The sequence below is a fragment of the Thiocapsa roseopersicina genome, from assembly GCF_900106925.1.
Taxonomy (GTDB): Bacteria; Pseudomonadota; Gammaproteobacteria; order Chromatiales; family Chromatiaceae; genus Thiocapsa; species Thiocapsa roseopersicina.
In genome coordinates, this window is sequence record NZ_FNNZ01000005.1 from 68540 (window position 1) to 91431 (window position 22892).

Below are 22892 nucleotides of genomic sequence, written 5' to 3' on the forward strand. Positions count from 1 at the left end.
GAGTGCCGGGAACACACCCGTCGGGATGAAGGGGATCAAGCACGCGAGCGAGATCGGGCGATCGGGCCGAATCCGGCGCCTGCGCCCATTTTCGCATCGCGTGATCCGAATCGGGCTCGCCCTTCTGTGGGCATCCATCCTGAGCGGATGTGGCGCTTGGGAGATCGTCCCCGGATCCACCCCGGCGTCGGCATCCGATTTCGAGGTGCCTGAACGCCGGATCGAGGCATCGAGCTTCGAGCTCCTCAAGCAGTTCGAGCAAGCCGGCGAGCCGGTTTATCGGTTTGGTCCCGGCGACGAGCTCGTCGTCTCGGTGGCGGCTCGCCCCGAAATCTCCGGGCCGCATCTGGTGGGCCCGGACGGCATCATCACGATACCCTTTGCCGGCCCGGTCCTCATCGGCGGTCTGACGCGCGAAGAAGCCGCCTCGCGGGTCGTCGAGGCGCTCGCGCCCTACTATCTCGATCTGTCGGTGACGGTCGGCGTGACACGCTACGGCTCGAATCGGATCGTGGTCCTCGGGCGTGTCGAGAATCCCGGCGTCCTGCAGTTCGACACCCCGCCGAATCTACTGGAAACGCTGGCCCAAGCCGGTGGCCTGCCGCTCCTGCGTCCCGAGCAGCTCTTGACGCGCTGCGCCGTGATTCGCGGCGACAGCATCCTCTGGGTCGATGTCGCGCGCCTGCTCACCGGCGACCTGTCGCTGAACATCCGATTGCAGCGCAACGATATCGTCTATATCCCGGATTCCACCGACACACCGGTCTATGTCCTCGGCGAAGTCGAGACACCCGGCGTCTATCGACTGACGCCGCAGATGTCATTCCTCGATGCCCTGAGTCAGGCCGGTGGCCCGACCCGGGATGCGAACCTCAATCGCATCCATGTCATCCGCCCGGCGGATCGGGTCAATTTCAGCTTCTCCTTCATGGAGATCCTGAAACCGGATCCGGGGCTGAACGTCGCCATGAAAGAGGGCGACATCGTCTATGTGCCGCGCAGCGGCATCTCGCAGATCGGCTACATTCTGGAAAACTTCAATCCGTTCAGCTCGATTCTGATCATCAATCAGCTGATGAGCGGCGATTGATGAAACCCCGTGTCTACAGCCCGGCGCCGCATCGGCCGCGCGAAGACGCGGTGGCTCGTCCATGAGCGCACCGCCCGCCCAACCCGTCTCCTCCGGTGCCTTCCAGCCGCTCGACAGCATCTGGAATCACAAGCTCCTGGTCATCCTGGTTGCGTTCATCGTCGCGGTCGGTGGAACCTATGTCGCCTACATCAAGGGCACCGCGGTCTATCGCGCCACGGCGGTCATCTATGTCGCCCCGCGCTTCGCCAATATCCTGGAGGACTCCAAGGAGCTGGAATTCCAGTCCTTCACCCAGTTTCAGCAGTTCATGAAGCAGCAGGCGCGCACCATCAATCGGTACGACATCGTGCTCGAGGCACTCGCGCGGCTCGGCGAGCGCCGTTTCGGCCTCTGGCAGGAGCCCGACGAATCCGATCGCGAGGCCGCCGAGCGTCTTCAGCAGCAACTTCAGGTGCGCGATGTCCGCGATACCTATCTGATTACCGTCAGCCTCGAGTCGGAGAATGCGAACGGGCTCGACGAGATCGTCAACAGCGTCGTGAAGGTCTATCTGGAGAAGGCGAAAACGGAGGAGATCTACGCCGGCGAGGATCGCATCGAGGTCCTCTTGGCACGCCGCGAGGCGCATGTGCTTCGGATCCAGGCCCTCACGGAGCGACGCGGCGAGCTCGCCCAGACGCTCGGGGTCACCACCTTCGTCGAAGGTGCACTCAACCCCTACGACACCCTCTTGATCGAGAGCACGAGCGCCCTGCTCCAAGCCGAGCGCGCGCGCATCTCGGCGGATGCCGAGCTGGCGACCTACGACGCCGCAACGGGCGGCAAGGCAGCCCGGTCGGCATTGACCGCCGCGGCGAGCGAGCTGGCCTCGAAGGACCCCGGACTCAACAGCCTCAAGGCCAATCTCTACAAGCGGCGCAGCGAGGTCCTCGAGCAGACCACCGGACTCACGGAGAACCACCCGGTCAGACGCATCGCGCAGCGCGAGCTCGATGATCTGGAGAACGAGGTCAAGAGCGCCTCGGCGCAGCTGATCGCCGAGAAATCAGCGATGCTTCTGGAAGAGCGCAGGGCGCGCGTACGCGAACGTTCCGCGGTGGAGGAGGTGTTGCGTGCGCAGCTTCGCGGGCAACAGGACCAGGCCGCCTGGTTCGCGACTCATTACAACGATGCGCTGGAGGTCAGCAACGAGATCGCACGCGAGCGCAAGGCGTTGGATGCGATCGACGATCGCGTCGAGTTCCTGGAGATCGAGGCCAGCGCGCCCGGCTTCATCCGGGTCTCGACTTGGGCCATGCCGCCGATCCTTCCGGTGAGCGGCGGGCGTACCAAGCTCGCAGTGATCTTCGCCGCGCTGGGCGGCATCTTGGGCCTGGTGGCGGCAATCGCGGTCGACCTGCTCGACCGGCGTGTACAGACGAGTCGGCAGGTGCAGTCGCTCCTGGGCTTCCCTCCCTTGGCCGCCTTCCTGGAGCCCTCGCAGGATCCCGCGCATCGCGCCCTGCTCGCCGACCAAATGCGACGGCTCGCCCAAGCGCTTAGACGCGAGCACAGCGCGAACGGCGTGCGTCGTCTCCTCGTGACGGCGGCTCGCCATGGCTGCGGTGCAACCACCATCGTTCTCGATCTGGCACGCGAGCTCGACCGCCAAGGTCTGCGGGTCGTCGTGGTCGAAGCGAACCTCTTCGTGACCGATGCCCGCTACCGAACGACCCAGGCTCGCCCCGGCCTGCTCGACATCCTGTCGGACGACTTGGATCCGACCCTCACGATCGTGCCGAGCGACGAGAACCTACCCGACCGGATCCGCACCGGGGATTCGGAGAACGGACACCTGAGCGACTGCAGCCATCTCCCCAGCGTGCTCGATCGCCTGAGTACGGACTACGACATGGTGCTCATCGACGCCGCGCCGATTCGTCTCTCCGCAGACACCGAGTACCTGGCCGGGATCTGCGACGCGACCTGGCTGGTGGTGCGAGCACGCCTGGCGCAGATCGGCGAGGTCAAAGGTTCCGCCGCGCGCCTGGAGAAGGCCGCGCCGCCGGCGGTCGGGCTGATCATGACCGGCCTGACCGTCTTTATGGGTGGCGGCTACTATGGCCAGATCCTGAAGGAATACCGAAAGGCCATCGTCGCAAAAGGCCAACCAGGCGCCGAAAGAGACAACCACCGCTGAGAGGATCTCGCTCTGGATCGCGCTCGCCCTCGACGCCCCCGAGCGCATCGCCAAGCATGCCGACTGCCGTTCCGGCACACACTTCAGGTCGAAGTCTGCCGAAACGGCAGATGGCTTCGGATCCACCGAAGCCGACTCATGTCTCCCACAACGGCGCGAAAAACAACCCTCCTTATTAAAATCAATGCCCTGGTTTCTCTTTGGGACAGGATCGACGCGACCGGCGCCAGTGAAACCATAGGCGCGCGTGGACCGGGACTTCACTCGCCCGTCAGGGAGTCGTCGCTCTCGAAAACCCAAGATTATGATTTATCGTATTTTTTACATCATCCCAGGGATTTCCGCGACCCACGTGCTCCGGTGGCACGAGTTATGTACTGCTCAATCGAGATTTTCAACGCCTCGACTGCAGGAGTCCATCGATGCACGTTCGCCATCCTCTCTTGACCTCACTGGCCGCCATTGCCCTCGGCGCTGCGGCCCAACCCGGCTTGGCGGTAACCTGGTCCCATGTCGGCGGCTACGATACCAACGGGGTCCCCAAGACGCTGGTCGACTTCAGCAAACGGATACCGCCCGACCTGTTGAACGAGATCCACACACGGTTGCCGGAAAGCCGGGATATCCGCAAGAACGATCCCAAGCTTATCACCGACGATCTCGGAGCCAACATCACCTTGCTCGAAGACGCGGAGATCACGGTCGCCTTCGTCTATGAAGGCGCCGGCTATCGGAACTCGCTCGGGTATTTCACCTTCGATCCCGCCAACACGCCGACCTCGGCGAGCGCGCTCAACCCGAAGGTCATGTTCCCGAACTTCTCGCTGCCGCTGCTGAAGTTCGGCGATGCCGTGGAGCTCGGAAAATTCAAGGCCGGCACGGCCGTCGGCTTCACGGTGGTCGCCGACGGCTGGAAAGGCAGCGGGGTCAATCCGAATCAGCCTGCCAGCATGATCTTTCACACCCTGAAGGCGCTGAATCCGGAACCGCCCGGTGCCAATAACCTCAACGCTCACACGGTCCTGCTCTCGAAGCCGGAAGACGAGCTCCTGGTGCTGGGATTCGAGGACATGAATCGGACCTGGTCGAACAGCGACCACGACTTCAACGACGCCCTGATCGCGATCAAGGTCACGCCCTTCTCCGCCGTCGATCGCAGCCAGGTCCAATCCCTGACAAAAGAAGTGAAGGACACGGACGGGGACGGCATCAGCGACGATCTGGACGCCTTTCCGCTGGACCCGAAGCGGGCGGCGCGACGCTTCTATCCCAGCGCCACCGGTTTCGGATACCTGGCGTTCGAAGACAACTGGCCGAGCAAGGGCGACTTCGACATGAACGACGTCGTGATGGCCTATCGGATCATCGAAACCCTGAACGCCCAAAACGAGGTGACCGATCTGAAGCTGACCTACGAGATCACCGCACGCGGCGGCACGGCACAAACCGGGTTCGGCATCCATCTGCCCGGGATCGAGCGCAGCCTGATCGACACCGCGACGACCAAGCTCGCGATCGGCGATCGGGCGCCCGTCGCCCTGCCGGCCGAGTCCGGCCAACGCGAGGCGGTCTTCATCCTCGCGCCGAAACTGCCGGACTTGGCCAAGACGGGTGAACGCTGGCCGTGCAGCTTCTTCAACACGATCGACAACTGCACGCGGCGTCCGCCCGTGCAACTGACGGCGGAGATCCACTTCAGTAAACCCGTCAGCACGTCTCGCCTCGGCGCCGCTCCTTACAACCCCTTCATCTACAGGAGTCAGCGGGGCCGCGAGATCCATCTGGTGGATCGGCCGCCGACCGACAAGGCCGACCCGAAGCTCTTCGGCACGGGCGATGATGCCTCGAACCCGGCCGAGGGCCGCTTCTACCGGACCGCCGACAACCTCCCCTGGGCACTCGACGTACCCGAGGACTGGAAATATCCGGCGGAATGGAACGACGTGGCGGACGCCTACCCGGACTTCGCCACCTGGGCCGAAAGCGGCGGAAGGGCGACAGAGAACTGGTATCTCGGCAACACCAACGAGGGACTGCTGTTTCAGCCTTAGGGCAAGCGATTGATCGACGGTGTCGGCGGGTGGGCCTCCCGGTTTCGCGGATGCCCATTCGCCAAAGGCCCGCAGCCTGCCGCCTGCCCCCACCCGTCAGCCGCGTGTTGTTTCCAAAACTATTTCGTAACGAACTTCCAGAATTCGCCCACCTCGCCATCAGCCAGCTATCCCATGATGCGACAACGTCCAAGGGGTATTCGCAAGGGTTGAAATCGACCCGGATCTGCCACTGGGCGCCTCGTCATGGGCGACCGGTCCGGACGCATTGCCGCCGCTTGCGGTTTTCTCGGAGAGCGACTCAGTTGTCCCAGGAGCCGTCTCCCATCGACCGCAAGCGAGCGACGGGTCCATCCTGATAGCGGAAAGTCGATCGCGCTTCATCGAGTGACAAGTCCCCACCCGTTGCCGACGCTCGTTCGTTCGGGACGAACGTCAGGTGTGTCTGTACAAGCAGCCGGTCAAGCAATTGGAAGCGGAAGGCGGGTCAAGCCGCTCGCGACAAACCGCCGTAACCGCCAGAAGGTGGCATTACCGAGCCGAGATAGTCGACAACGATCCGGACGACGAGTAGTCCGAGATCGCCCTCGCGCGCGGCAGCCTCGAGTGACGGCGTACTCGCCATGGTCACTCGGTCACGACGGTTCCGGGTGGGGTCTTGGCCCACGGATAGCCCGCCCTGGCCAGGCGGTAGCCGAGGTCGTAGAGGGCGCTCATGTAGACCGGATCGAACGGCTCCGCGGATTTCCCCGGGAAGTCCTCCGGCACGCTGGCCAGGTTGTAGTCGAGGCCGTCGCGCTTCGCCCCGAGGAACATCCGATACATGTCCCCGATGCCCTGGGTGCGGATCAGCGAGGAGATCGAGCGCTCGGCGATCGCCGGCAGCCGGCGCGGAACCGCCTCGGGGTCGAGCATGATCTTGGAGTTGCGCACGACGTAGACCTTCGGCGTGCCGGGGACCTCGAGTTTGCGCAGTACCCGCTTCCAGTCCAGGCCAAGGGGATAGAGGAAGACCTGCGTGGCGGTGCCACCATCGACGTGCATTTCCTCGTAGCGCCGACCATCGGCACCCTCGACCGCGATGTGCACCGGCGGGAAGGCACCGGGGACCGAGGCGGAGGCGGAGGCGGAGGCGGAGGCGAGCATGATGTCGCGGATCAACTCGGGCGTACCGGGCTGCCCGCTCGCGGCGATCTCGGTGATGTCCCACACGACCGGGCGCGCCTGATCGAGGTTGACGGTCCCGATGAAGAGCCGGCGTCCCCGGCGGCCCTCCGCGGCGATCCGCTCGAGGACCTCGGGTGTGATGAGCTCGGTGATCTTGTCCCGCAGCGGCGCGGTATCGGCGATGGACTCCGTGCCGAGGATCTCGATCCAGGAGCGCTTGCGCAGGAGATCCTTGGTCGCGTACCGGGTGTAGAACCCCCTGAGCGCGGCGTCGTACTCGGGGCCGAGGAAGGCGAAAGGTGCGATCAGTGCTCCCGTGCTGATTCCGGTGACGATCGTAAATTCCGGGCGGGTCCCGGCGGCGGTCCAGCCGTTGAGCAGTCCGGCACCGAAGGCCCCGTCGGAGCCGCCGCCGGAGATCGCGAGATAGTCGTGCGGCCGGCCATAGATGCCGGGGAATTCCGCCCGCACCTCGGCATCGGACAGCGCGAAGAGCGACGGATCCAGCCAGAGCGGCGGATCGTCACCCCACGCCCTGGCGCGCTCGATCCCAGGGATACCGGCCGTCTGCGCTTGGCCGTCGGGTACGGCGTTGCGCGCGGGCCCGGTGGTGCACGCCTGCAGAAGCGCCATCAGCAGGATCAAGGGCCACCAGGCTCGGACGACCGGGATTCGCCTCGGATATCGCGTCGGGGGCTCGCGCATGCTCTTCACTCCAAGGCTACAGACGCATCATCAGGGCACCGGCGAACGTGAGCAGGACGTTGGCGAAGGTGTAGGTGCCGGCGTACCCCAGGGCCGGCACGCCGGAGCGTGCCGCCTCGGTGACGACATTCAGGGCAGGCGTGCTGGTCATGGCGCCGGTGATGGAGCCGAGCAGAAGGGCCGGGTTCATGCGCAGCAGACGGCGTCCGACGAGATAGGCCATCAGCGGCGGCAGCAGGGTCACGAGACCGCCGCCGAGGATGACGAGGGGTCCGACAGAGGCCAGTGCCGCGACGATGCCGCCGCCGGCATTCAGTCCGACACCGGCCATGAAGAGCATCAGCCCGAGCTCCATCAACACATAGCGGGCCGCCGCGGGGACCTGCCCGAACGTGGGCATGACCGACCCGAGGTAGCCGATCATGATCCCGACGACGAGCAGTCCGCCCGCCGTTCCGAGACCGATCGAGACCTCGCCCAGTGTCAACGTGACCAGGCCAAGCACGGTGCCGGCGATCATGCCGAACGCGAAGGTGGCGAGGTCCGTCTTCTCGAGGTCCTGCTCGACGAATCCGACCGTTTCGGCCAGGCGGTGCAGATTGTCCTTCTCCCCCACGACTTCGAGGCGATCGCCCTTCTGCAAGGGCAGGTCGGGGTCGACGAGCAGATCGATCGACGCGCGCGTAAGCCCCGTGGCGAAGCAGCCGTAAGCGCTCGGCAGGTCGAGATCCTTCAGGGTCCTGCCGACGACCTTGACATCGGTCACGACGATCTCGCGGGTGGTCACCCGGTAGTTCAGCAGATCCGGATCCAGGACCTCTTCGGCGTCCTTTCCCCGCGCGCCCTCGTGCACGCCGATGCCGGCGATGACCGAGACCAGGTCGCCCGCTTCGAGCACCAGGTCCGGTGCACTTTCCAAGAGCGCGGAACCGCGCTTGATCCGGAGCACCTTGCCTTGAAGGTGCCCGGTTTGCACAGCGACCTGCGCTACCGTCTTTCCCGCCATGTCCGTCGGTAGACGGTAGGCACGGACGATCGGCAGGCTACCCCCGTGGCCGCGGCGGCGCTCACGCCGCAGTCCGCGCTCGCGCTCCAGCTTGGCCGCCTCGGCAGGCAGATCGATGCCGGCGATGCGCGGAACGAAGCGCGCGACGAGGATGATGCCCAGGGTCCCGAAGACATAGGTGATGGCGTATCCGACGCCGATGTTCTCCAGCGCCTTGGCCTGCGAGACCGCCTCCGGCAAGCTCCCCAGGCCGCTTCTGACGGCATCCTGAGCGCCGGCGAGGGTCGGCGTGCTCGTGAGGGCACCGGCGAGCATTCCGGCGCCGAACCCGTACTCGAGCCCCATGAACCGGGCAAGGACGAGGCTCAAAGCAACGGCCGTGACCGCCACCACGCAGGCCAGGGTTACGTACCTCGCGCCATCGGCCGCGAAGGCGCTGAAGAAACTGGGTCCGGCCTGGATGCCGACCGAGAAGATGAATAAGGCGAACCCGAAGGCGCTCGCCCCCGGCGGTGCCGCGAATCCGAGATGCCCGAACAGCAGGCCCACGAGCAGGACGCCGATGACCGGTCCCGCGGGGACGTCGGCGATCCGGATCTTGGCGACCAGATAACCGAGGCCGATGACCGTGAAGATCAATAGGATCGGGTTGTCGCCGAGCAACCCAAAGACATCGATGGTCATGCCTGATTCACATTTCCTGGTTTGGTCACCCACTGCGCCTTCTTGCCTCGCATGCCGAGCGGCAGCGCGAGCCCGACGCGGTGCCGTGACATGGCATTGCCGGGATCGAGGTTGGCCAGCATGAGGGCTGCTGCATCGGCGTACGGCACGATCATCTGCGGGATCAAGTACGCAAAGATCGGGAGGAACAATGGGCCAGGGAGTGCGCGAGCAAACGTCGGAACCGCAACCGGCAAACGATCCAGGGAGATCCGCAGTCTGTTCAATCCAAGAGCGGACTCTTCCACCATGGGCCCCGGACAGAGAAGCCGCCAGTCCAGGCCCGACCGACCGATGCGCTCGAAATTGACTCCGTGTGGCCAGTAAATCGACTTGAGTCGGGGCAGCTCGATGCCTCTGCGGCCGGATTCGTCGATATCCAGGAGCGCCGCCCCCGCGAGGAACCAGCAGACGGGCTGCGCGGCCCTCGGCAGTGACTCCACGGCGGTGACGAGCCGGTCGATAATGTCGACGAAGGTTTGGCCGTCCGTGACGTGGCCAGCGCAATTGACGAGCACATCCTGTCCTTCGATGAGCTGCGCGATCTCAAGGGGCGCGAGCGTGCCGAGATCGCCTTGGTGCACCGAGACCTGAGTCGGAGTCTCGAGAGTCTCGAGCGGCAGCCTCGACGGGGTGCGGACGAAGACAGTGACCTGGTGCCCCGCGGCCAACCCCTGGCGAAGCACATGGCGACCTAGGGATCCCGTTGCACCAAAGATCATGATACGAGACATGCGGTACCCTCCTGTAGGGTCCAGGTCCAGCTGCCGTCCGCGTGGATGTCGAGGATCGCGTCGAAGAGCCCTTGCGGGACGTCGGATCTCCCGAAGCAGAGATAGGTGATCGATGCCTCGGAAAGCGCCTCGAGAACCCCTTGCAGCCGCTCCTCGCTCAGGGCGGTTTCCGGACGATCCAGGATCGCGAAGCGCGGTGCGGCGAGGATGACGCGGACGACGGCGAGCAGCTGCTGCTCGCTCAGCGAAAGCAGCGTCGACCACTCCTGCGGCGTGTCGAGCCCTCCTGCCCGCGCCGGGACCGACTGAAGAGCGAATCGGCGGAGCAGTCCGAGAATCCGCTCGTCGGAAACCTGGCCTTCCATCGCCGTACGCACCAGGGCTTGGCGCAAGGTGCCCGGCGGTAGGTAAGGCCGCTCGGCGAGGCACAAGAGGTCGTCGGCCCGCGGTCGGACAATGCGTCCTTCTCCTTCCACGCGCAGACCCGCGGTGGCCCGGAACAGGGCCAGGCTCGCGGCCTGGTCCACACCGCCAACCAACACCCTGGTGCCGAAAGGGACCGAAACCGACAGGTCCCTGAGCAACGGCCGGCCGTCTTCGGGCGAACGCAGACCGAGTCCCTCGTAGGCCAGGCGCTCGGCCTCCTCCCGGGTCGACAGGGCCGGACCGGGGATGCTTTCGGGCGCCTCTATGGCCTCCACCAGCGACTCCAGCCGGGCGACCGCGGCGGCGAAGCTGGAAATGGACTGGAACTGGCTGATGATCAGGGAAAAGGCGGCCACAAGGGTCGCAAAGGCCATCGCCGACTGGGTGATCACCCCGAACTCGACCCGGCCGTCGATGAAGGCCGGGGCGATGATCAGCGCCGGAATGATCTGGATCATCCAGTTGTAGCCCGTGGTGAAGAAGCCCAGGTTCCGGTTGATGCCGATGATCCGGCGCAAGTTGCCCACCAATGAGGCCAGGCGATCCCGCAGGCTCTCCTCGAGCCGATCCTCGGAACGGGCCATCATCGCCGATTCGGCGTGCTCCCGGACGTGGATGAGGCCGGAGCGGAAATTCGCCTCTCTGTCCGACTGATCGTAGTTGAGTCCGACCAGCGGACGGCCAAGGACAATCGTCAACAGCGAGCCGGTAGCGGCATACAGCACGGCGACCAGGAAGAGCAGCGGGCTGATCGACCAGAGCACCCCGGAAAACGCCACCACGGTGAAACTGCTGCTGAGCATCATGAGCACAAAGGACAGGGTGGTGACGGTAAACGCGCGCACGTCCTCCGCGATCCGCTGGTCCGGGTTGGTCAGTTGCCTGGACATGTCCAGCCGGTAGTAGGCCCCGTCGGTCAGGTACCGCCGAATGGCCCGTCCCGTCACGAACTCCCGCCACAACAGGGCGAGCCGCTCCTCGGTGAAGCGGGAGATCACCGAGAGGAGTGTCGAGCCCGCGAATACCGCGATGTAGAACAGGGCCTGGCGGATGAATTCGGCCTCCTGACGGTCCGCGATCGCCGTCATGAAGTCTCGGTTGACGTAGCTGTTGAGGACGTTCATGCCGTTGATCCCGAACAGCAGTAGGAGCAGCGCGGCGAACATCCATTTGGCCCTGCCGCCCACCTCGGAGCCGGCAAAGTCTCCGACCGCGCGGCCGAAATGAGCTGCGGTCTGCCTGTCCGGATTCCGTTGCTTATTCATGACGCGATGGCCTCGGGCGAGATCGATGGTCCGGGCAACAGGCATGGCCCGAGCGTGCGGCGCGCACCGGCCGTCGAGACTGGCTCAACACCCCGGCGCATTCAGGGCAACGCGCGGGGCTTCACCCCTCGGCATCCCGCCGACTACGGGCGTTGAAGGCGTCCACCGCCGATGTCAGGGTCGGGTAGTTGGACGCGTCGGTCAGCTCCCTGCGCACGTCCACCCAGGAGGCTTCGAACAAGCGCCGGACCGCATGCTTGCGGCGCGCGACGGCGAACACGACCCCCCTGGCGGCGAGCTCGTCGATCAGCTGCTCGACCTGCTTCAACGCGGTACTGTCGATGACGTTGATCGGGCTGGCATCGATCACCACCCATTCCACGGGTGTCTCGGATGCGGCGATGGCGGCGAGCAGCCGAGCCTTGAAGTAATCGACGTTGAAGAACACCAGATCGGCGTTGAAGCGATACAGGAGCAGACCCGGTAGGGTCCGGGCCTCGGGATAGTCCTTGCGGTGGTGATACCCTTTCATGCCCGGCACGCGACCCAAGACCGCGTCGGTCGGCCGGGACGTGAGCATCAGCAACAAGAGCAGGGACAGCACCACGGCCAGCAGGACGCCCGGCAGCACCCCCAGCACCAGCACGCCGAGGGTGGTTCCGAGCGAAAAGCCGAGCTCGACCCGGCTCATGGCAGACAGCTCGCGCAGCGTCGCAACATCGAACAGGCCCACGGCCGCGACGACGATGACCGCGGCCAGGGCCGTGGTCGGTACATAGGCCAACGGCTCGGTGAGAAAGAACAGGCTCAAGAGCATGACCCCGCCGGCCACGACCCCCACCAGCTGGCTCTTGCCGCCCATGGCATCGTTGACCGCGGTTCGGGAATCCGTCCCGGTCACCGGGAAGCCCTGCGCGAGCCCCGAGACGATGTTGCCCGCGCCGAAGGCGATGAGTTCCCGATCCGGGTCGATCTCGTAGCGATTGCGCTGCGCAAAGCTCTTCGCCGTGAGGATGCCGCCGGTGAAGCTCACCAGGACCAGGCCGGCCGCATCGCGCACGAGTGTGGGGTAGTCCTCGACGGGGAGAATCGGGATGTGGAAGAGCTCCGGCAGCCCGGCCGGCACGCTGCCGACGACCGCGACGCCCAGCTGCTGCAGATTGAGTCCGGCCGAAAGACCGATGCCCACGACGACGACCACCAAAGCGGCGGGCACCCCTGGCAAAAAGCGGCGAAGCGCGGCCAGCCCGATCAGCAGGGTCATGCCCAGCGTCACGGTCGGCAGGTGGGCATCGCCGAGCTTTGCCAAGGTCTCCAACAGCTGCGGGAAGAAGTCGTCGGCCGCGACCGAAATGCCGAAGAGCTTGCCCATCTGACCGACGATGATGAGCAGGGCGATGCCGTTCAGATAGCCCACGAGGATCGGCCGAGACAAAAAACCGGCGATGAAACCCAGCCGCGCCACACCCATGACGACATAGATGAGTCCGACGATCAGGCTCATGACGATCACAAGCGCCCGATAGTACTCGGGGTCCCCGCCGGCGAGCGGCCCGAGTGCGGCGGCCAGCATCATGCAGGTCGCCGCATCGGGGCCGATGATCAGCTGGCGCGACGAGCCGAACAGCGCATAGGCGAACAGCGGAAAGATGGCCGCGTAGATGCCGATAACCGGGGGCACACCCGCCAGATCGGCATAGGCGATGCCCACCGGCAGGGCAACGGCCGCCACCGACAGACCCGCCGCGATGTCGCCGGGCAGCCACGACACCCGGTAGCGGGAAAAGGCGTCGAGACCGGGGGCGACTCGGCCCACGAGTCGGCGGATGCGATTGTCATGTTGCTCGGGCACAGCCATCGTCGGTCTCCGAGGCGCGTTTGCGGGAGCGAGGTCGCGAGAGAAGGTCGACTGCCCTTTTGCAGGCACCTAGTCGGGTGTGCCGAACCCGTTCCCGGCCTGCTCGTTTTTCAGTCCTTTCTCGGTGATCTCCTCGCACAGGGCGACGACGCGCGTGTACAGGGGCTGATACTCGGATAACCGGTCCACGCGCGGCTTGATCGCTTGGGCGTCTTTCAGCACCTCGGCGAGGAAGTCGATGTCGAAGCGGCCCAGCGTTTCCCCGCGGTTCACTCTCTCCTCCATGTCCAGCAAGAGCGGCAGCGTCCAGCGCTCGAAGCGCTCCATCAGTACCACGGCGATCCCTTGATCCTCCGTCTTCGATTCGTCGATCATTGTGACCTCCCATTGAGCGGTTTGCGGTTCACGATAAAGTGCAGATCCGTGCCGCGGAGACGCGGCGGTTTTCGGCGGGGGCATGGCTTCCCTGCCCCGCAGACACCCTATGCCGCGGCCGCGGCACTGGCGGAAGCCTCCGGTTGGATACGGAACCAGGCCACGTAGAGCGCCGGCAGGAAGACCAGCGTCAGCACCGTCGCCACCGCCAGGCCGCCCATGATCGCGTAGGCCATCGGACCCCAGAAGACGGTCGGCGCAATCGGGATCATGCCGAGGATGGCGGCGGACGCGGTCAGCAGGATCGGTCGGAAGCGCTTCGCGGTGGCCTCGATGACCGCGTCCCAAGGATTGAGCCCCTGCGCCTTTTCCTTCTCGATCTGGTCGATGAGGATCACCGAGTTGCGGATGATCATGCCGGTCAGAGCGAGCACGCCCAGGATCGCCACGAAGCCGAGTGGCTTGCCCGAGAGGAGCAGTGCGGCGACGACCCCGATGAGCCCCAGCGGGGCGACGCTGAGCACCAGCAAGAGGCTGTTGAAGCTCTGCAGCTGGATCATCAGCACCGTGAACGTCAGGACCAGCATCAGCGGCACGGCCAGTGCGACCGACACCTGCGCCTTGGTGCTTTCCTCCACGCTTCCGCCGACGGCGATGCGGTACCCGGGCGGCAGATGCTCGGCGAGCGCGTCGATCCGAGGTGCCAGCGCCTGAGCCGCCGTGGCGGCTTGCGTACCGGGCGCGACGTCGGCCTGAACGGTCACCGTGGGTTTGCGGTCGCGGCGCCAGACGATGGGATGTTCCAGGCCGTAGTCGATCGAGGCGATCTGGCTCAAGGGGACGTTCTGCCCATTGGGCAGCGGCACCTGCAGGGTTCGGATCGTCGCCGGCGACATGCGCTGCTCGGAGGAAGCCCGTACCAACACATCGACCAGATAGATGCCGCTGCGCAGTTGGGTGGCGGTAATACCGGACATGGCCGCGTTCACCGCCTCGGCCAGGGCTTGAGAACTTAAGCCCAGCTGGCGGGCCTTGTCCTGGTCGACCCGGACCCTCACCGTGCGTGCCGGCTCGATCCAGTTGTAGTTGACGTTGCGGGCGCGCGGGTCGTTCGCCACGACCTCGGCGACCTGGAAGGCGATCGCGCGGACCTGCTCCGGCTCCGGTCCGCTCACCCGGTACTGGAGCGGCCATCCCACCGGCGGGCCGAGCTCCAGCGGATAGACCCGGCCGACCACGCCGGGGAAGTCGTTCGCCAGCGCGCTCTCCAGTCTCGCCTTCACCCGCTCGCGCTCGTCCAACCCCTTGGTCACGACGACCGCCTGAGCGAAGAAATCGTTCGGGAGCTGCACGTTCAGAGGCAGATAGAAGCGCACCGCGCCCTGCCCCACGTAGGTGCTCCAACGCGCGACGTCTTCATCGCCTTCCAGCAACGTGTCCAGCCGGGCCGAAGCGTCCTGCGTGGCGTCGATCGAGGCGTTTTCGCGCAGCTGTATGTCCACCAGCAGCTCGGGCCGGTCCGAGGACGGGAAGAACTGTTGCGGCACCAGGCGGGTGCCGTAAAGCGCGGCGACGAACAGCGCGAGCGTCACGCCGATGGTGACCCAGCGCGCGCGCATCGCCCCCGCCAGGAAGCGGCGGAACGCGCGCATGAACCGGCCGGGCTCCCCGGAGTGTGCCGTCTCGGGCTTCTTGAGCATCCACACACCGAGCAAGGGGGCAAACAGGGCCGCACCGATCCAGGAGGCGATCAGCGCGATGGCAACGACGGCGAAGATCGTGAAGGTGTACTCGCCCGCGGCGCTGGCGGCGAAGCCGATGGGGACGAACCCCGCGATCGTCACCAGCGTACCGGTGAGCCGCGGATAGGCGGTCGAGCTGTAGGCGAAGGCGGCGGCCTGCGTCTTGTCGTCGCCGCGCTCGAGGCGCGTCACCATGGCCTCGATCGTGATCATGGCATCGTCCACCAGCAGGCCGAGGGCGATGATCAGTGCGCCGAGCGAGATGCGCTGAAAACCGATATCCAGCGCCAGCATGGACGCGAACACCACGGCGAGGACGAGCGGGATGGAGACGGCCACCACGGCGCCCGCGCGGGCACCCAGGCTGACCAAGCTGACCACGAGGACGATGGCGATGGCCTCCCAGAGGGCTTTGAGGAACTCGTCCACCGCATGCTCCACGGTAGCGGGCTGGTCGGCGACCAGCGTCGGCTCGATGCCGACGGGGAGGGTCGCGGCGATCTCGCGCATGGCCTGCGCGACGTTGCGCCCGAGCGCGCGGATGTCGCCGCCGGTGCGCATCGCGATGGCGATCCCGATGCCGTCCTGTCCGTTGACGCGAAAGATCGGCTGCGCGGGATCGGCCGGGCCGCGCGTGACGCGCCCGATGTCCGCCAGGCGGATGGTGCGGCCGTCCGCGACGAAGTTGACGGCCAGGATGTCCTGCTCCGACTCGAACGCACCCGAGATCCGCACGAGCATCTTCTCGTCCCCGGTCTGGACCACGCCCGCGGGGGTCACGGCGTTCTGGGCCTGCAAGGCCGCGATCAGCGCGGAACGGTCCAGCCCGAGGCCCGCCAGCTTCTCGGTGGAGAACTCCACATAGACGCGTTCGTCCTGAGCCCCGAGGATGTCGATCTTCGAGACGTCCGAGAGCTGGAGAAGCTGCTTGCGGACCTCGACCACGCGGTCGCGCAGTTCCCGGTGGGTGAAGCCGTCCGCGGTAAAACCGTAGACGATGCCGAAGGTGTCGCCGAACTCGTCGTTGAAGCCGGGTCCGACGACCCCCTGCGGGAGGGTGTTGCGGATATCGCCCACCTTCTTGCGCACCTGGTACCAGATATCGGGCACCTCGGCTGGGGGTGTTGAGTCCTTCAGGTAAACGAAGACGGTCGCCTGGCCGGGCGTCGTGTAGCTCTTCAGATAATCGAGACTCGGTGTTTCCTGCAGCTTGCTCTCGATGCGGTCGGTGATCTGCTCGAGCGTGTCGCCCACCGTGGCGCCCGGCCAAGCGGCCTGGACCACCATGGTCTTGACGGTAAAGTCCGGATCCTCGCTCTGTCCGAGGCGCAGGTATGACCAGATCCCCGCGATCACGACGAGGAGCATGAAATAGGTCACCAGGGCGCGGTGCCGGATCGCCCAATCCGAGAGGTTGAGGCTGTTCATGGGGCGGGCTCCGAAAGGCTCACCTTCTGACCCGGGTGCAGCACGTGCACCCCGGCGGTCACCACGACGTCGCCGCGTTCCAGTCCTTCCGAGACGACGACGCTCGCGACGTCGTAGCGCAGGACCTTCACCGGGCGCAGCGACACGCTCCGCTCATGCGGATCGACCACCCACACCGCCGGGCCAGCCTCCGACTCGGTCAGTGCGCTCGCGGGAACCTCCACCCCCGGGGGTGCGGTCAGCCGGATGCGGCCGGTGACGGTGGAGCCGAGCTGCATGGCCTCGGGCGGATCGATCAGGCCGACCTTGACCTCGAAGGTCCGGGTGGCGGGATTGGCCTGGGGCGCCTGCTCGCGCACACGGCCGGTCGCTTTTACCTCGGGATCGTCGTTGAGGGTGATGTCCACCACCGGGTCGCGGGGACCGGTCCGAATGAGCCGCTCGGGCACGTCGAAGACGGCGTCGCGCCCGCCTTGGCGCGCGAGCGCGACGATCGTCTGCCCGGCGCGAACCACCTCGCCCGGCTCGGCCCCGACCGCGGTCACCTGACCGGGGGCGTCGGCCGACAAGACCGTGTAGCCCAGGTTTTCCTGCGCGATGCCGACCTGTGCGCGAGCGGAGTCGACCTGACCTTGGGCACCCAACATGGCCTGCAGGGCTTTGTCGTAGGCGTCACGCGAGGTCGCGCCGGTCTTCAAGAGCTTCTCGTGCCGCTCGAAGGTCAGGCGCGTCTCCGTGAGCAGCGCCTCGGCCGAGGCGAGGTTGGCTTGCGCCGAGCGCAGCGTGTTCTCCTCGATCCGGGGATCGAGCCGCGCCACGACCTGGCCCGCCTCGAGCACGTCGCCGACATTCACGGGCCGCTCGGTCATGTGCCCGTCCAAACGAAAGGCGAGCCCGACATGGTCTTTGGCCTGGACCTGGCCCGACAGCGAGACGGTCTCCCCTTCCGCCCCGTGCTCTACGGTGACCGTTCGCACGGGCCGGGGTTGGGCGGTGGGTGGTACGTTCTCCTGGCAGCCCGCAAGGGTTGCGGCCATGAAGGCGGCCGCCAGGATCCGAGCGTTGGATAGGGGCAGAGAATTGAACATGGCCGGGACCGTCCGCAGGAAAGAGGTTGGGAGCGTTCTGCAAGGGCAAGCTGCCGCAGCGTGGGTCGCCTCGGGAGCGGCCCGCCCTTGCCAAGTCTTACATTTATGAGTATAGTTAAATGCACTAAATAGTGCAACAAGGATTTCGTATGGATGTTCGCGTTGAAGCAACCGAAGCCGGCCCGAGGGTCCGGCGAAGCCCGTCGCGTGGGGCCATCGTCGCGGCCGCCGAGCGCCTGTTCCTGGAGCGCGGCTTCGGCGCCGTCAGTATGGACGAGCTGGCCGAGGCCGCCGGCGTGGCACGGCGCACGCTCTACAACCAATTCGCCAGCAAGGAGGAGATCTTCCGGGAGATGCTGCGCGGGGTGTCGGACCAGCTCGAGGGGGCGTTTCCGCCGGGCATCGAAACCCAAGGGGATGTCGAGGACGTGCTGCGTCTGATCGCCCACGCGATTTTGGGACTTCACATGCAGCCGGGGTACCTCGGCTTCCTGCGCATGCTGGTGGCCGACGCGCGCCAGTTTCCCTGGATCGCGCAAGCGTTCGCCGCCGTCATGGAGCCGCAAAACGAGCGGCTCACGCGCTATCTCGCCCATCTCACGGCCATGGGCATCCTGAACTGCCGCAATCCGTTGCTGGCGGCTCACCAGTTCATGGGTGCCATCAACGAGCTCTCGCTGTGGCCCTGGCTGCTGGGTCGAGAGAGCTTGGCGATCCCCGCCGAAGACCTGGTGGAGGAGACGGTCGGCATGTTCCTGCAGTATTACCGGCGCCGGTGATCGACCGGGGCGCGGTCACGACAGGTTCGACCGGGCGGTTCGCGACGGACATGGGCACGTCCGACGGTCCTGTCGAAAGCGGCGACGTCCGGACGGTGGTAACGGGTTCTCCGGCTGGTCAGAGCCACCCGTCCACAAAGCCGGCGCGGCGCAATCCGGCGACCACGTACGGGCATCGGCGCATCAGGTTCCAGATCAGGCCGGTGCGGTAGTTCTCGATCATGAGGATGATCGGCCCCTGGTCGATGCCGAAGTGGTAGGGCGTCACCCACCAGCCGGTCGGGCTCTCGGGCACCGCACAGGTCTGGTTGAAGGACGGCTTGAAGCCGTAGCGCTTCTCGGCGCCGAGATCGAGCTGCACCATGGCGCGGACGGTGGGAATGACGATCTCCGGGGCGAACGGCAGCGACGCCACCACGACCCACGGCGCGATGGTGCCGTCGTCGGGACCGTAGGGCGCGCCGCGCGCGTAGTAGCCGTAGAACTGTCGCTCGATGCCGTTCACGCGGCGCGTCTCGAAGCCGGGGCCGTCCGTCGCCGTGATGCCCCAGCAGTGTTCACCATAACCGGCGAACTCGAGCGGATTGCGCCGCCCGTATTCCTGTTGGATGTAAGTGGCCTGGCGGCTGTTCTCGAAGTAATCGCTGCCGTGCTCGCGCATGAACGCGTCGCGGATGCCGCGAAAGTCGATCCAGAGATGCGAGAGCTGGTGGGTGAACAGCGGCCCCGAGTAGAGCAGCTCGCGACCGTAGATCTCCTTCCACCGGTACGTCGAGCAATACGCCGTGTAGGTCTCCGGCGGCAGCGGGAAGGTCGGCGAGCCGAGACCGAGCAGATAGACCAGCAACGCTTCGTCGTAGCCGCGCCAGGTGTGCGGGATGAAGCCGGTCTCCGGACGCCAGCCGTGGGACACCGCGGCGCCGCCGTTTAGCGCCCACTGCCAATCGGCGCGGCCGTAGAGCGCGTCGACGAGACGACGGATCTCCCGTTCCTCTTCGGTGTCGGCATCGAAGTAGGCGGCGCAGGTGAGCATGCCGGCGAAGAGGAAGGCCGAATCGATCGTCGACAGCTCGCACTGCCACACGCGGCGGCCGGTCTTCATGTCCAGGAAGTGGTAGTAGAAGCCACGGTATCCGGTGGCGTCGGGCTGCGGTCCGTGCGGGCTGTCGCGGAAGAAGCGCAGGGGTCGCAGCACCAGCTCCGGCGCGAACTCGCGCGCGATCACCGCGCGTTCGATCAACACCGGGATGCTCCCCAGTGCCAGCCCGACCGCGGCGATGCTGGCCGGGGCGGCCGGGTCCGTCTTGTCGCGGATCAGGCCGTTGGCGGGGTTCGACTCGTGCAGATAGTAGAGCAAGGTCGTCGCCTGTAGCCGGAGGAGATCCTCCTCCGTCGGCTGGCGGTTCAAGTCGTCGCCGTTCGGAAACCAGTTGCTCATGGACGGTCAGGGCGAGAGCCCACGACCTCGAAGATCGAGATCTGCATTCCCGTGCGGATCGCCGTCGCCGAGGACGGCCGAGCGCTGGCCGGGACGCGCGTAGCCGCTCCCGCAGCCTACGCCAATCAGCGCAGTTGGGATCGCGAGCGCCACCCGAGCCATGCTTGCGAGACTCATGCCCGCGCCTACCGCGCACATGACCGGACGTAGGAGCGGACCGTTTTGTTCAAGGCCCCGAGGCACGTTCCCATTCGCCGGCTGCAGATCTCGTCGAAGTCCTCGATCATAAACATAGCGACATCTCTCGAGGCAACGCCCCGTCCGGGTCCGATTGATCGACCTCTACTCGCGGCCCCGGGAGGCCGTGATCAGGTCCTCGATCGCGCGCTCGATCGTCTGAAGCTTCCGATCTTGCGACAGTCTCGTCCGCGAACGGCACTGGCGGTGGACCTGTGCGGCCGCCGGGAACGCCACCGTGACGCACCCCGACCGAAAAGGCGGCTTATGGCGTCTAGGCGCACTGCTGCAGCGGCCGATCAGCGCGTTCGCGAAGGCGTCGTGTTCGAGCGGGGTCACCGCCTCCGCCTGCGCGGCGCGAAGGAGGTCTTGGCGAGGAAGGCCGCCGAGTCCCGCTTGTCGCGTCCTCAGAAGACCGTGTGGTCGAAGCGGACCGTCGTCAAGGGGCTCTTGGAGAGTGCCGGGAGCCGGTGTTTCCCGGCATGAGGAAGTCCAGGTGAACGGGAACATCGCGAAGAGCAGCGCGGCTCCCGGCGGGTTTGGCCGAAGAACTGCCGCTCGTACTCGGTCTGTCCAGTGGCCGCTTTAGGCCCGGCTGCGGTCACTCCAATGGATGACACGAGGGGCAGCTGTTGGTCGACTCCAGGGTATCGCCGTATCCGATCCCAGTGACCGTTGCTGGGGCAGACCTTCCGCCGGTTGGGGTCATGCCAGTGGCAGCAAGGGGTCGTAAGCGCGCGCCCAAACTCAGAGTCGTGAGTGACCGCAACGCGCGTCGAGCAGTCGCTGACGAGACTTACGCCGAGCTTCGGCCGGTTGCTGCCGTTAGCGTCGCCTGAACCGAGCCAAGACCGTTTGGTCGGCAGGCACCTGCAACAGCGGTGGACAAATCCGGCAAGGTCGGCGCGGATAACTCCGAGAGATTCTTGTGGAACAAAATGAGCGACAACAAGCTATCAGCCGTCGGCTTAATCACCCCTCACCCCTCACCCCTCACCCCTCACCCCTCACCCCTCACCCCTCACCCCTCACCCCTCACCCCTCGCTCCTGATCCTGCTCCGAAGACGCCTTCAAATCGGCCAGCAGCCGATAAAGCGTCCGCTCGCCGATCCCCAATACCCGCGCGACCGTCGACCGGCGCCCTTCGTGGCGCTCGAGCAGCAGTTGCAGATAGCGCCGCTCGATCTCGGCGAGGCTGGGCTCGTGATCGAACGTCAGCGTCACGCCGCCGCTCGGCGCGCTCGCGGGCGTGCGAGCGAGGGTGAGATGCTCCGAATCGATCTTCAGCTTGTTGCCGGACAGAATGATCGCCCGCTCGACGATATTGCGCAGCTCCCGGACGTTGCCCGGCCAGTCGTAGGCGACCAACTGCTGCATGGCCGACTCGCTTGTGCGCTTGGCGATGCGTTGGGATAGCCCGGGATGGGAGAGAAAGTGCCGCACGAGCGGCGGAATGTCCTCGCGTCGTTCGCGCAACGGCGGCACCGAGACCACGAAGGTATTGAGGCGATACAAGAGATCCTGGCGGAACTCGCCGCGCTGGGCCATCCCGTCGAGGTCCCGATTGGTGGCGGCCACGATCCGTACCTCGGCCTGGATGTCGGTGGCGGCACCGAGACGACGGAAGCGCTTGGTTTCCAGGACGCGCAACAGCTTGGCCTGGATCGGGACCGGAATCTCGCCGATCTCGTCCAGAAAAAGGGTTCCGCCCTTCGCCTGCTCGATCAGCCCGGGCTTGCGCTGGGCCGCGCCCGTAAAGGCGCCGCGCTCGTGCCCGAACAGCTCCGACTCGAACAGCGTCTCGGGCAGCGAGCAACAGTCCACCGCCACCAAAGGACCCTCGGCCCGCGGGCTCAGGCGATGAATCTCCTGGGCGACCTTCTCCTTGCCGACACCGCTTTCGCCGAGGATCAAGACGGTCGCCTCGGTCGCCGCCACGGCCGCGAGGTTGGCCAGCAGCCGCCGCAACAGCGCACTCTCGCCCACCAAGAGGCTGGGGGCTTCGTGCCGCAGCACGCTGGTGTAGAACTCGCCGCGCCGGTAGAGAAGGACGTTGTCGATGATCCGTCGCGCCGCACCGGCCAGCTCTTCCGGGTCCACCGGCTTGGCCAGAAACTCGGTCGCCCCGAGACGCAGAGCCTGCAGGGCAGCCTCCATCCCGTCCCCGCCGCAGAGGACGAGGATCGGGAGATCCTGTGCCCAGGCTTCCATCATGTCGGCGCCCACGTCTTTAGGCCAAGGATCGTCCAACAGGATCAAGTCCGGCACATCGGAGGACAAGAGGCGCCGAGCGTCGCTCCCGTCGCCAACGGCGGTGACCTGAAAACCGAAGCGACGCAGGACCTCCGGCATGTCGAGGCGGGCCTGTTTGTCCGTGCTCACCAGCAGGATGTGGTCGGTCATGACTGATCCTTTCGTCCGAATCGAAACAAGGGAAGGGCTTCTAAACCCGATGAGAGCCATGAGCGATCGACTCGGGTACGTGAAGGCTTGAACCCTGGTTCGCACGGGGTCTCCTTCGCCCGATGACCGAGCCGTATCGAGCGAGAACATCATACGGCTTCCCCGGGCGACGCATCGGAGCCGGAGATCCGCCG

At 65.9% G+C, this 22892-nt stretch carries 15 protein-coding genes; 4 read left to right on the forward strand and 11 right to left on the reverse strand.

From position 1 onward, the window contains the following. Nucleotides 1–25 precede the first annotated feature (25 nt). The 3 genes from BLV04_RS07405 (at nt 26) to BLV04_RS07415 (ending at nt 5323) form a co-directional block, all read left to right on the forward strand. Nucleotides 26–1090 carry an SLBB domain-containing protein gene (locus tag BLV04_RS07405; protein WP_093029618.1) on the forward strand — a complete coding sequence of 355 codons (1065 nt, stop codon included), beginning with the start codon at nt 26–28 and terminating at the stop codon, nt 1088–1090. A gap of 61 nt (nt 1091–1151) precedes the next feature. Beyond that, nucleotides 1152–3272 (forward strand): GumC family protein, encoded by a 2121-nt coding sequence (locus BLV04_RS07410; protein WP_093029620.1) that lies wholly within the window; start codon nt 1152–1154, stop codon nt 3270–3272. Between the two features lie 422 nt (nt 3273–3694). Continuing rightward, a complete protein-coding gene (locus BLV04_RS07415) occupies nt 3695–5323 on the forward strand; it encodes an LruC domain-containing protein (RefSeq protein WP_093029622.1) in 1629 nt (542 codons plus the stop codon). 627 nt (nt 5324–5950) lie between these two features. On the opposite strand, the gene BLV04_RS07420 is transcribed toward BLV04_RS07415, so the two are convergent. From BLV04_RS07420 to BLV04_RS07455, 8 genes are all read right to left on the reverse strand, one after another. Further along, nucleotides 5951–7195: a patatin-like phospholipase family protein gene (locus tag BLV04_RS07420; RefSeq protein WP_217633668.1), complete on the reverse strand. Its 1245-nt coding sequence runs from the start codon at nt 7193–7195 to the stop codon at nt 5951–5953. A gap of 16 nt (nt 7196–7211) precedes the next feature. Continuing rightward, on the reverse strand, nt 7212–8885 hold the full coding sequence (locus BLV04_RS07425; RefSeq protein ID WP_093029624.1) for an aspartate:alanine exchanger family transporter: 1674 nt from the start codon (nt 8883–8885) through the stop codon (nt 7212–7214). Beyond that, nucleotides 8882–9658 (reverse strand): NAD(P)-dependent oxidoreductase, encoded by a 777-nt coding sequence (locus BLV04_RS07430; protein ID WP_093029626.1) that lies wholly within the window; start codon nt 9656–9658, stop codon nt 8882–8884. Before BLV04_RS07430 ends, BLV04_RS07425 begins: the two co-directional genes overlap by 4 nt. Continuing rightward, on the reverse strand, nt 9643–11349 hold the full coding sequence (locus BLV04_RS07435; protein WP_093029885.1) for an ABC transporter ATP-binding protein/permease: 1707 nt from the start codon (nt 11347–11349) through the stop codon (nt 9643–9645). The genes BLV04_RS07430 and BLV04_RS07435 overlap by 16 nt, the downstream gene beginning before the upstream one ends. A gap of 121 nt (nt 11350–11470) precedes the next feature. Next, on the reverse strand, nt 11471–13207 hold the full coding sequence (locus BLV04_RS07440; protein ID WP_093029628.1) for a SulP family inorganic anion transporter: 1737 nt from the start codon (nt 13205–13207) through the stop codon (nt 11471–11473). Between the two features lie 69 nt (nt 13208–13276). Beyond that, nucleotides 13277–13582: a hypothetical protein gene (locus BLV04_RS07445; RefSeq protein WP_093029630.1), complete on the reverse strand. Its 306-nt coding sequence runs from the start codon at nt 13580–13582 to the stop codon at nt 13277–13279. Between the two features lie 107 nt (nt 13583–13689). Beyond that, on the reverse strand, nt 13690–16752 hold the full coding sequence (locus BLV04_RS07450) for an efflux RND transporter permease subunit (protein ID WP_093029632.1): 3063 nt from the start codon (nt 16750–16752) through the stop codon (nt 13690–13692). After that, nucleotides 16749–17840 (reverse strand): efflux RND transporter periplasmic adaptor subunit, encoded by a 1092-nt coding sequence (locus BLV04_RS07455; RefSeq protein WP_093029634.1) that lies wholly within the window; start codon nt 17838–17840, stop codon nt 16749–16751. Before BLV04_RS07455 ends, BLV04_RS07450 begins: the two co-directional genes overlap by 4 nt. Before the next feature lie 149 nt (nt 17841–17989). On the opposite strand from BLV04_RS07455, the gene BLV04_RS07460 reads away from it, so the two are divergent. Next, nucleotides 17990–18619, forward strand: coding sequence for a TetR/AcrR family transcriptional regulator (locus BLV04_RS07460; RefSeq protein WP_093029636.1), 630 nt, complete (start codon nt 17990–17992; stop codon nt 18617–18619). A 118-nt stretch (nt 18620–18737) separates the two neighbouring features. Here BLV04_RS07460 and BLV04_RS07465 read toward each other — a convergent pair whose 3' ends face one another. The 3 genes from BLV04_RS07465 to BLV04_RS07475 form a co-directional block, all read right to left on the reverse strand. Further along, nucleotides 18738–19976: a glucoamylase family protein gene (locus tag BLV04_RS07465; RefSeq protein WP_217633669.1), complete on the reverse strand. Its 1239-nt coding sequence runs from the start codon at nt 19974–19976 to the stop codon at nt 18738–18740. 87 nt (nt 19977–20063) lie between these two features. Then, nucleotides 20064–20234 carry a hypothetical protein gene (locus tag BLV04_RS24850; protein WP_175534534.1) on the reverse strand — a complete coding sequence of 57 codons (171 nt, stop codon included), beginning with the start codon at nt 20232–20234 and terminating at the stop codon, nt 20064–20066. A gap of 1081 nt (nt 20235–21315) precedes the next feature. Continuing rightward, nucleotides 21316–22698 (reverse strand): sigma-54-dependent transcriptional regulator, encoded by a 1383-nt coding sequence (locus BLV04_RS07475; RefSeq protein ID WP_175534535.1) that lies wholly within the window; start codon nt 22696–22698, stop codon nt 21316–21318. Nucleotides 22699–22892 lie beyond the last annotated feature (194 nt).

Coding starts and splice junctions, on each gene's coding strand:
- BLV04_RS07405 (WP_093029618.1), top strand. CDS start 26: ATGAAGGGGATCAAGCACGCGAGCGAGATCGGGCGATCGGGCCGAATC.
- BLV04_RS07410 (WP_093029620.1), top strand. CDS start 1,152: ATGAGCGCACCGCCCGCCCAACCCGTCTCCTCCGGTGCCTTCCAGCCG.
- BLV04_RS07415 (WP_093029622.1), top strand. CDS start 3,695: ATGCACGTTCGCCATCCTCTCTTGACCTCACTGGCCGCCATTGCCCTC.
- BLV04_RS07420 (WP_217633668.1), bottom strand. CDS start 7,195: ATGCGCGAGCCCCCGACGCGATATCCGAGGCGAATCCCGGTCGTCCGA.
- BLV04_RS07425 (WP_093029624.1), bottom strand. CDS start 8,885: ATGACCATCGATGTCTTTGGGTTGCTCGGCGACAACCCGATCCTATTG.
- BLV04_RS07430 (WP_093029626.1), bottom strand. CDS start 9,658: ATGTCTCGTATCATGATCTTTGGTGCAACGGGATCCCTAGGTCGCCAT.
- BLV04_RS07435 (WP_093029885.1), bottom strand. CDS start 11,349: ATGAATAAGCAACGGAATCCGGACAGGCAGACCGCAGCTCATTTCGGC.
- BLV04_RS07440 (WP_093029628.1), bottom strand. CDS start 13,207: ATGGCTGTGCCCGAGCAACATGACAATCGCATCCGCCGACTCGTGGGC.
- BLV04_RS07445 (WP_093029630.1), bottom strand. CDS start 13,582: ATGATCGACGAATCGAAGACGGAGGATCAAGGGATCGCCGTGGTACTG.
- BLV04_RS07450 (WP_093029632.1), bottom strand. CDS start 16,752: ATGAACAGCCTCAACCTCTCGGATTGGGCGATCCGGCACCGCGCCCTG.
- BLV04_RS07455 (WP_093029634.1), bottom strand. CDS start 17,840: ATGTTCAATTCTCTGCCCCTATCCAACGCTCGGATCCTGGCGGCCGCC.
- BLV04_RS07460 (WP_093029636.1), top strand. CDS start 17,990: ATGGATGTTCGCGTTGAAGCAACCGAAGCCGGCCCGAGGGTCCGGCGA.
- BLV04_RS24850 (WP_175534534.1), bottom strand. CDS start 20,234: ATGAGTCTCGCAAGCATGGCTCGGGTGGCGCTCGCGATCCCAACTGCG.
- BLV04_RS07475 (WP_175534535.1), bottom strand. CDS start 22,698: ATGACCGACCACATCCTGCTGGTGAGCACGGACAAACAGGCCCGCCTC.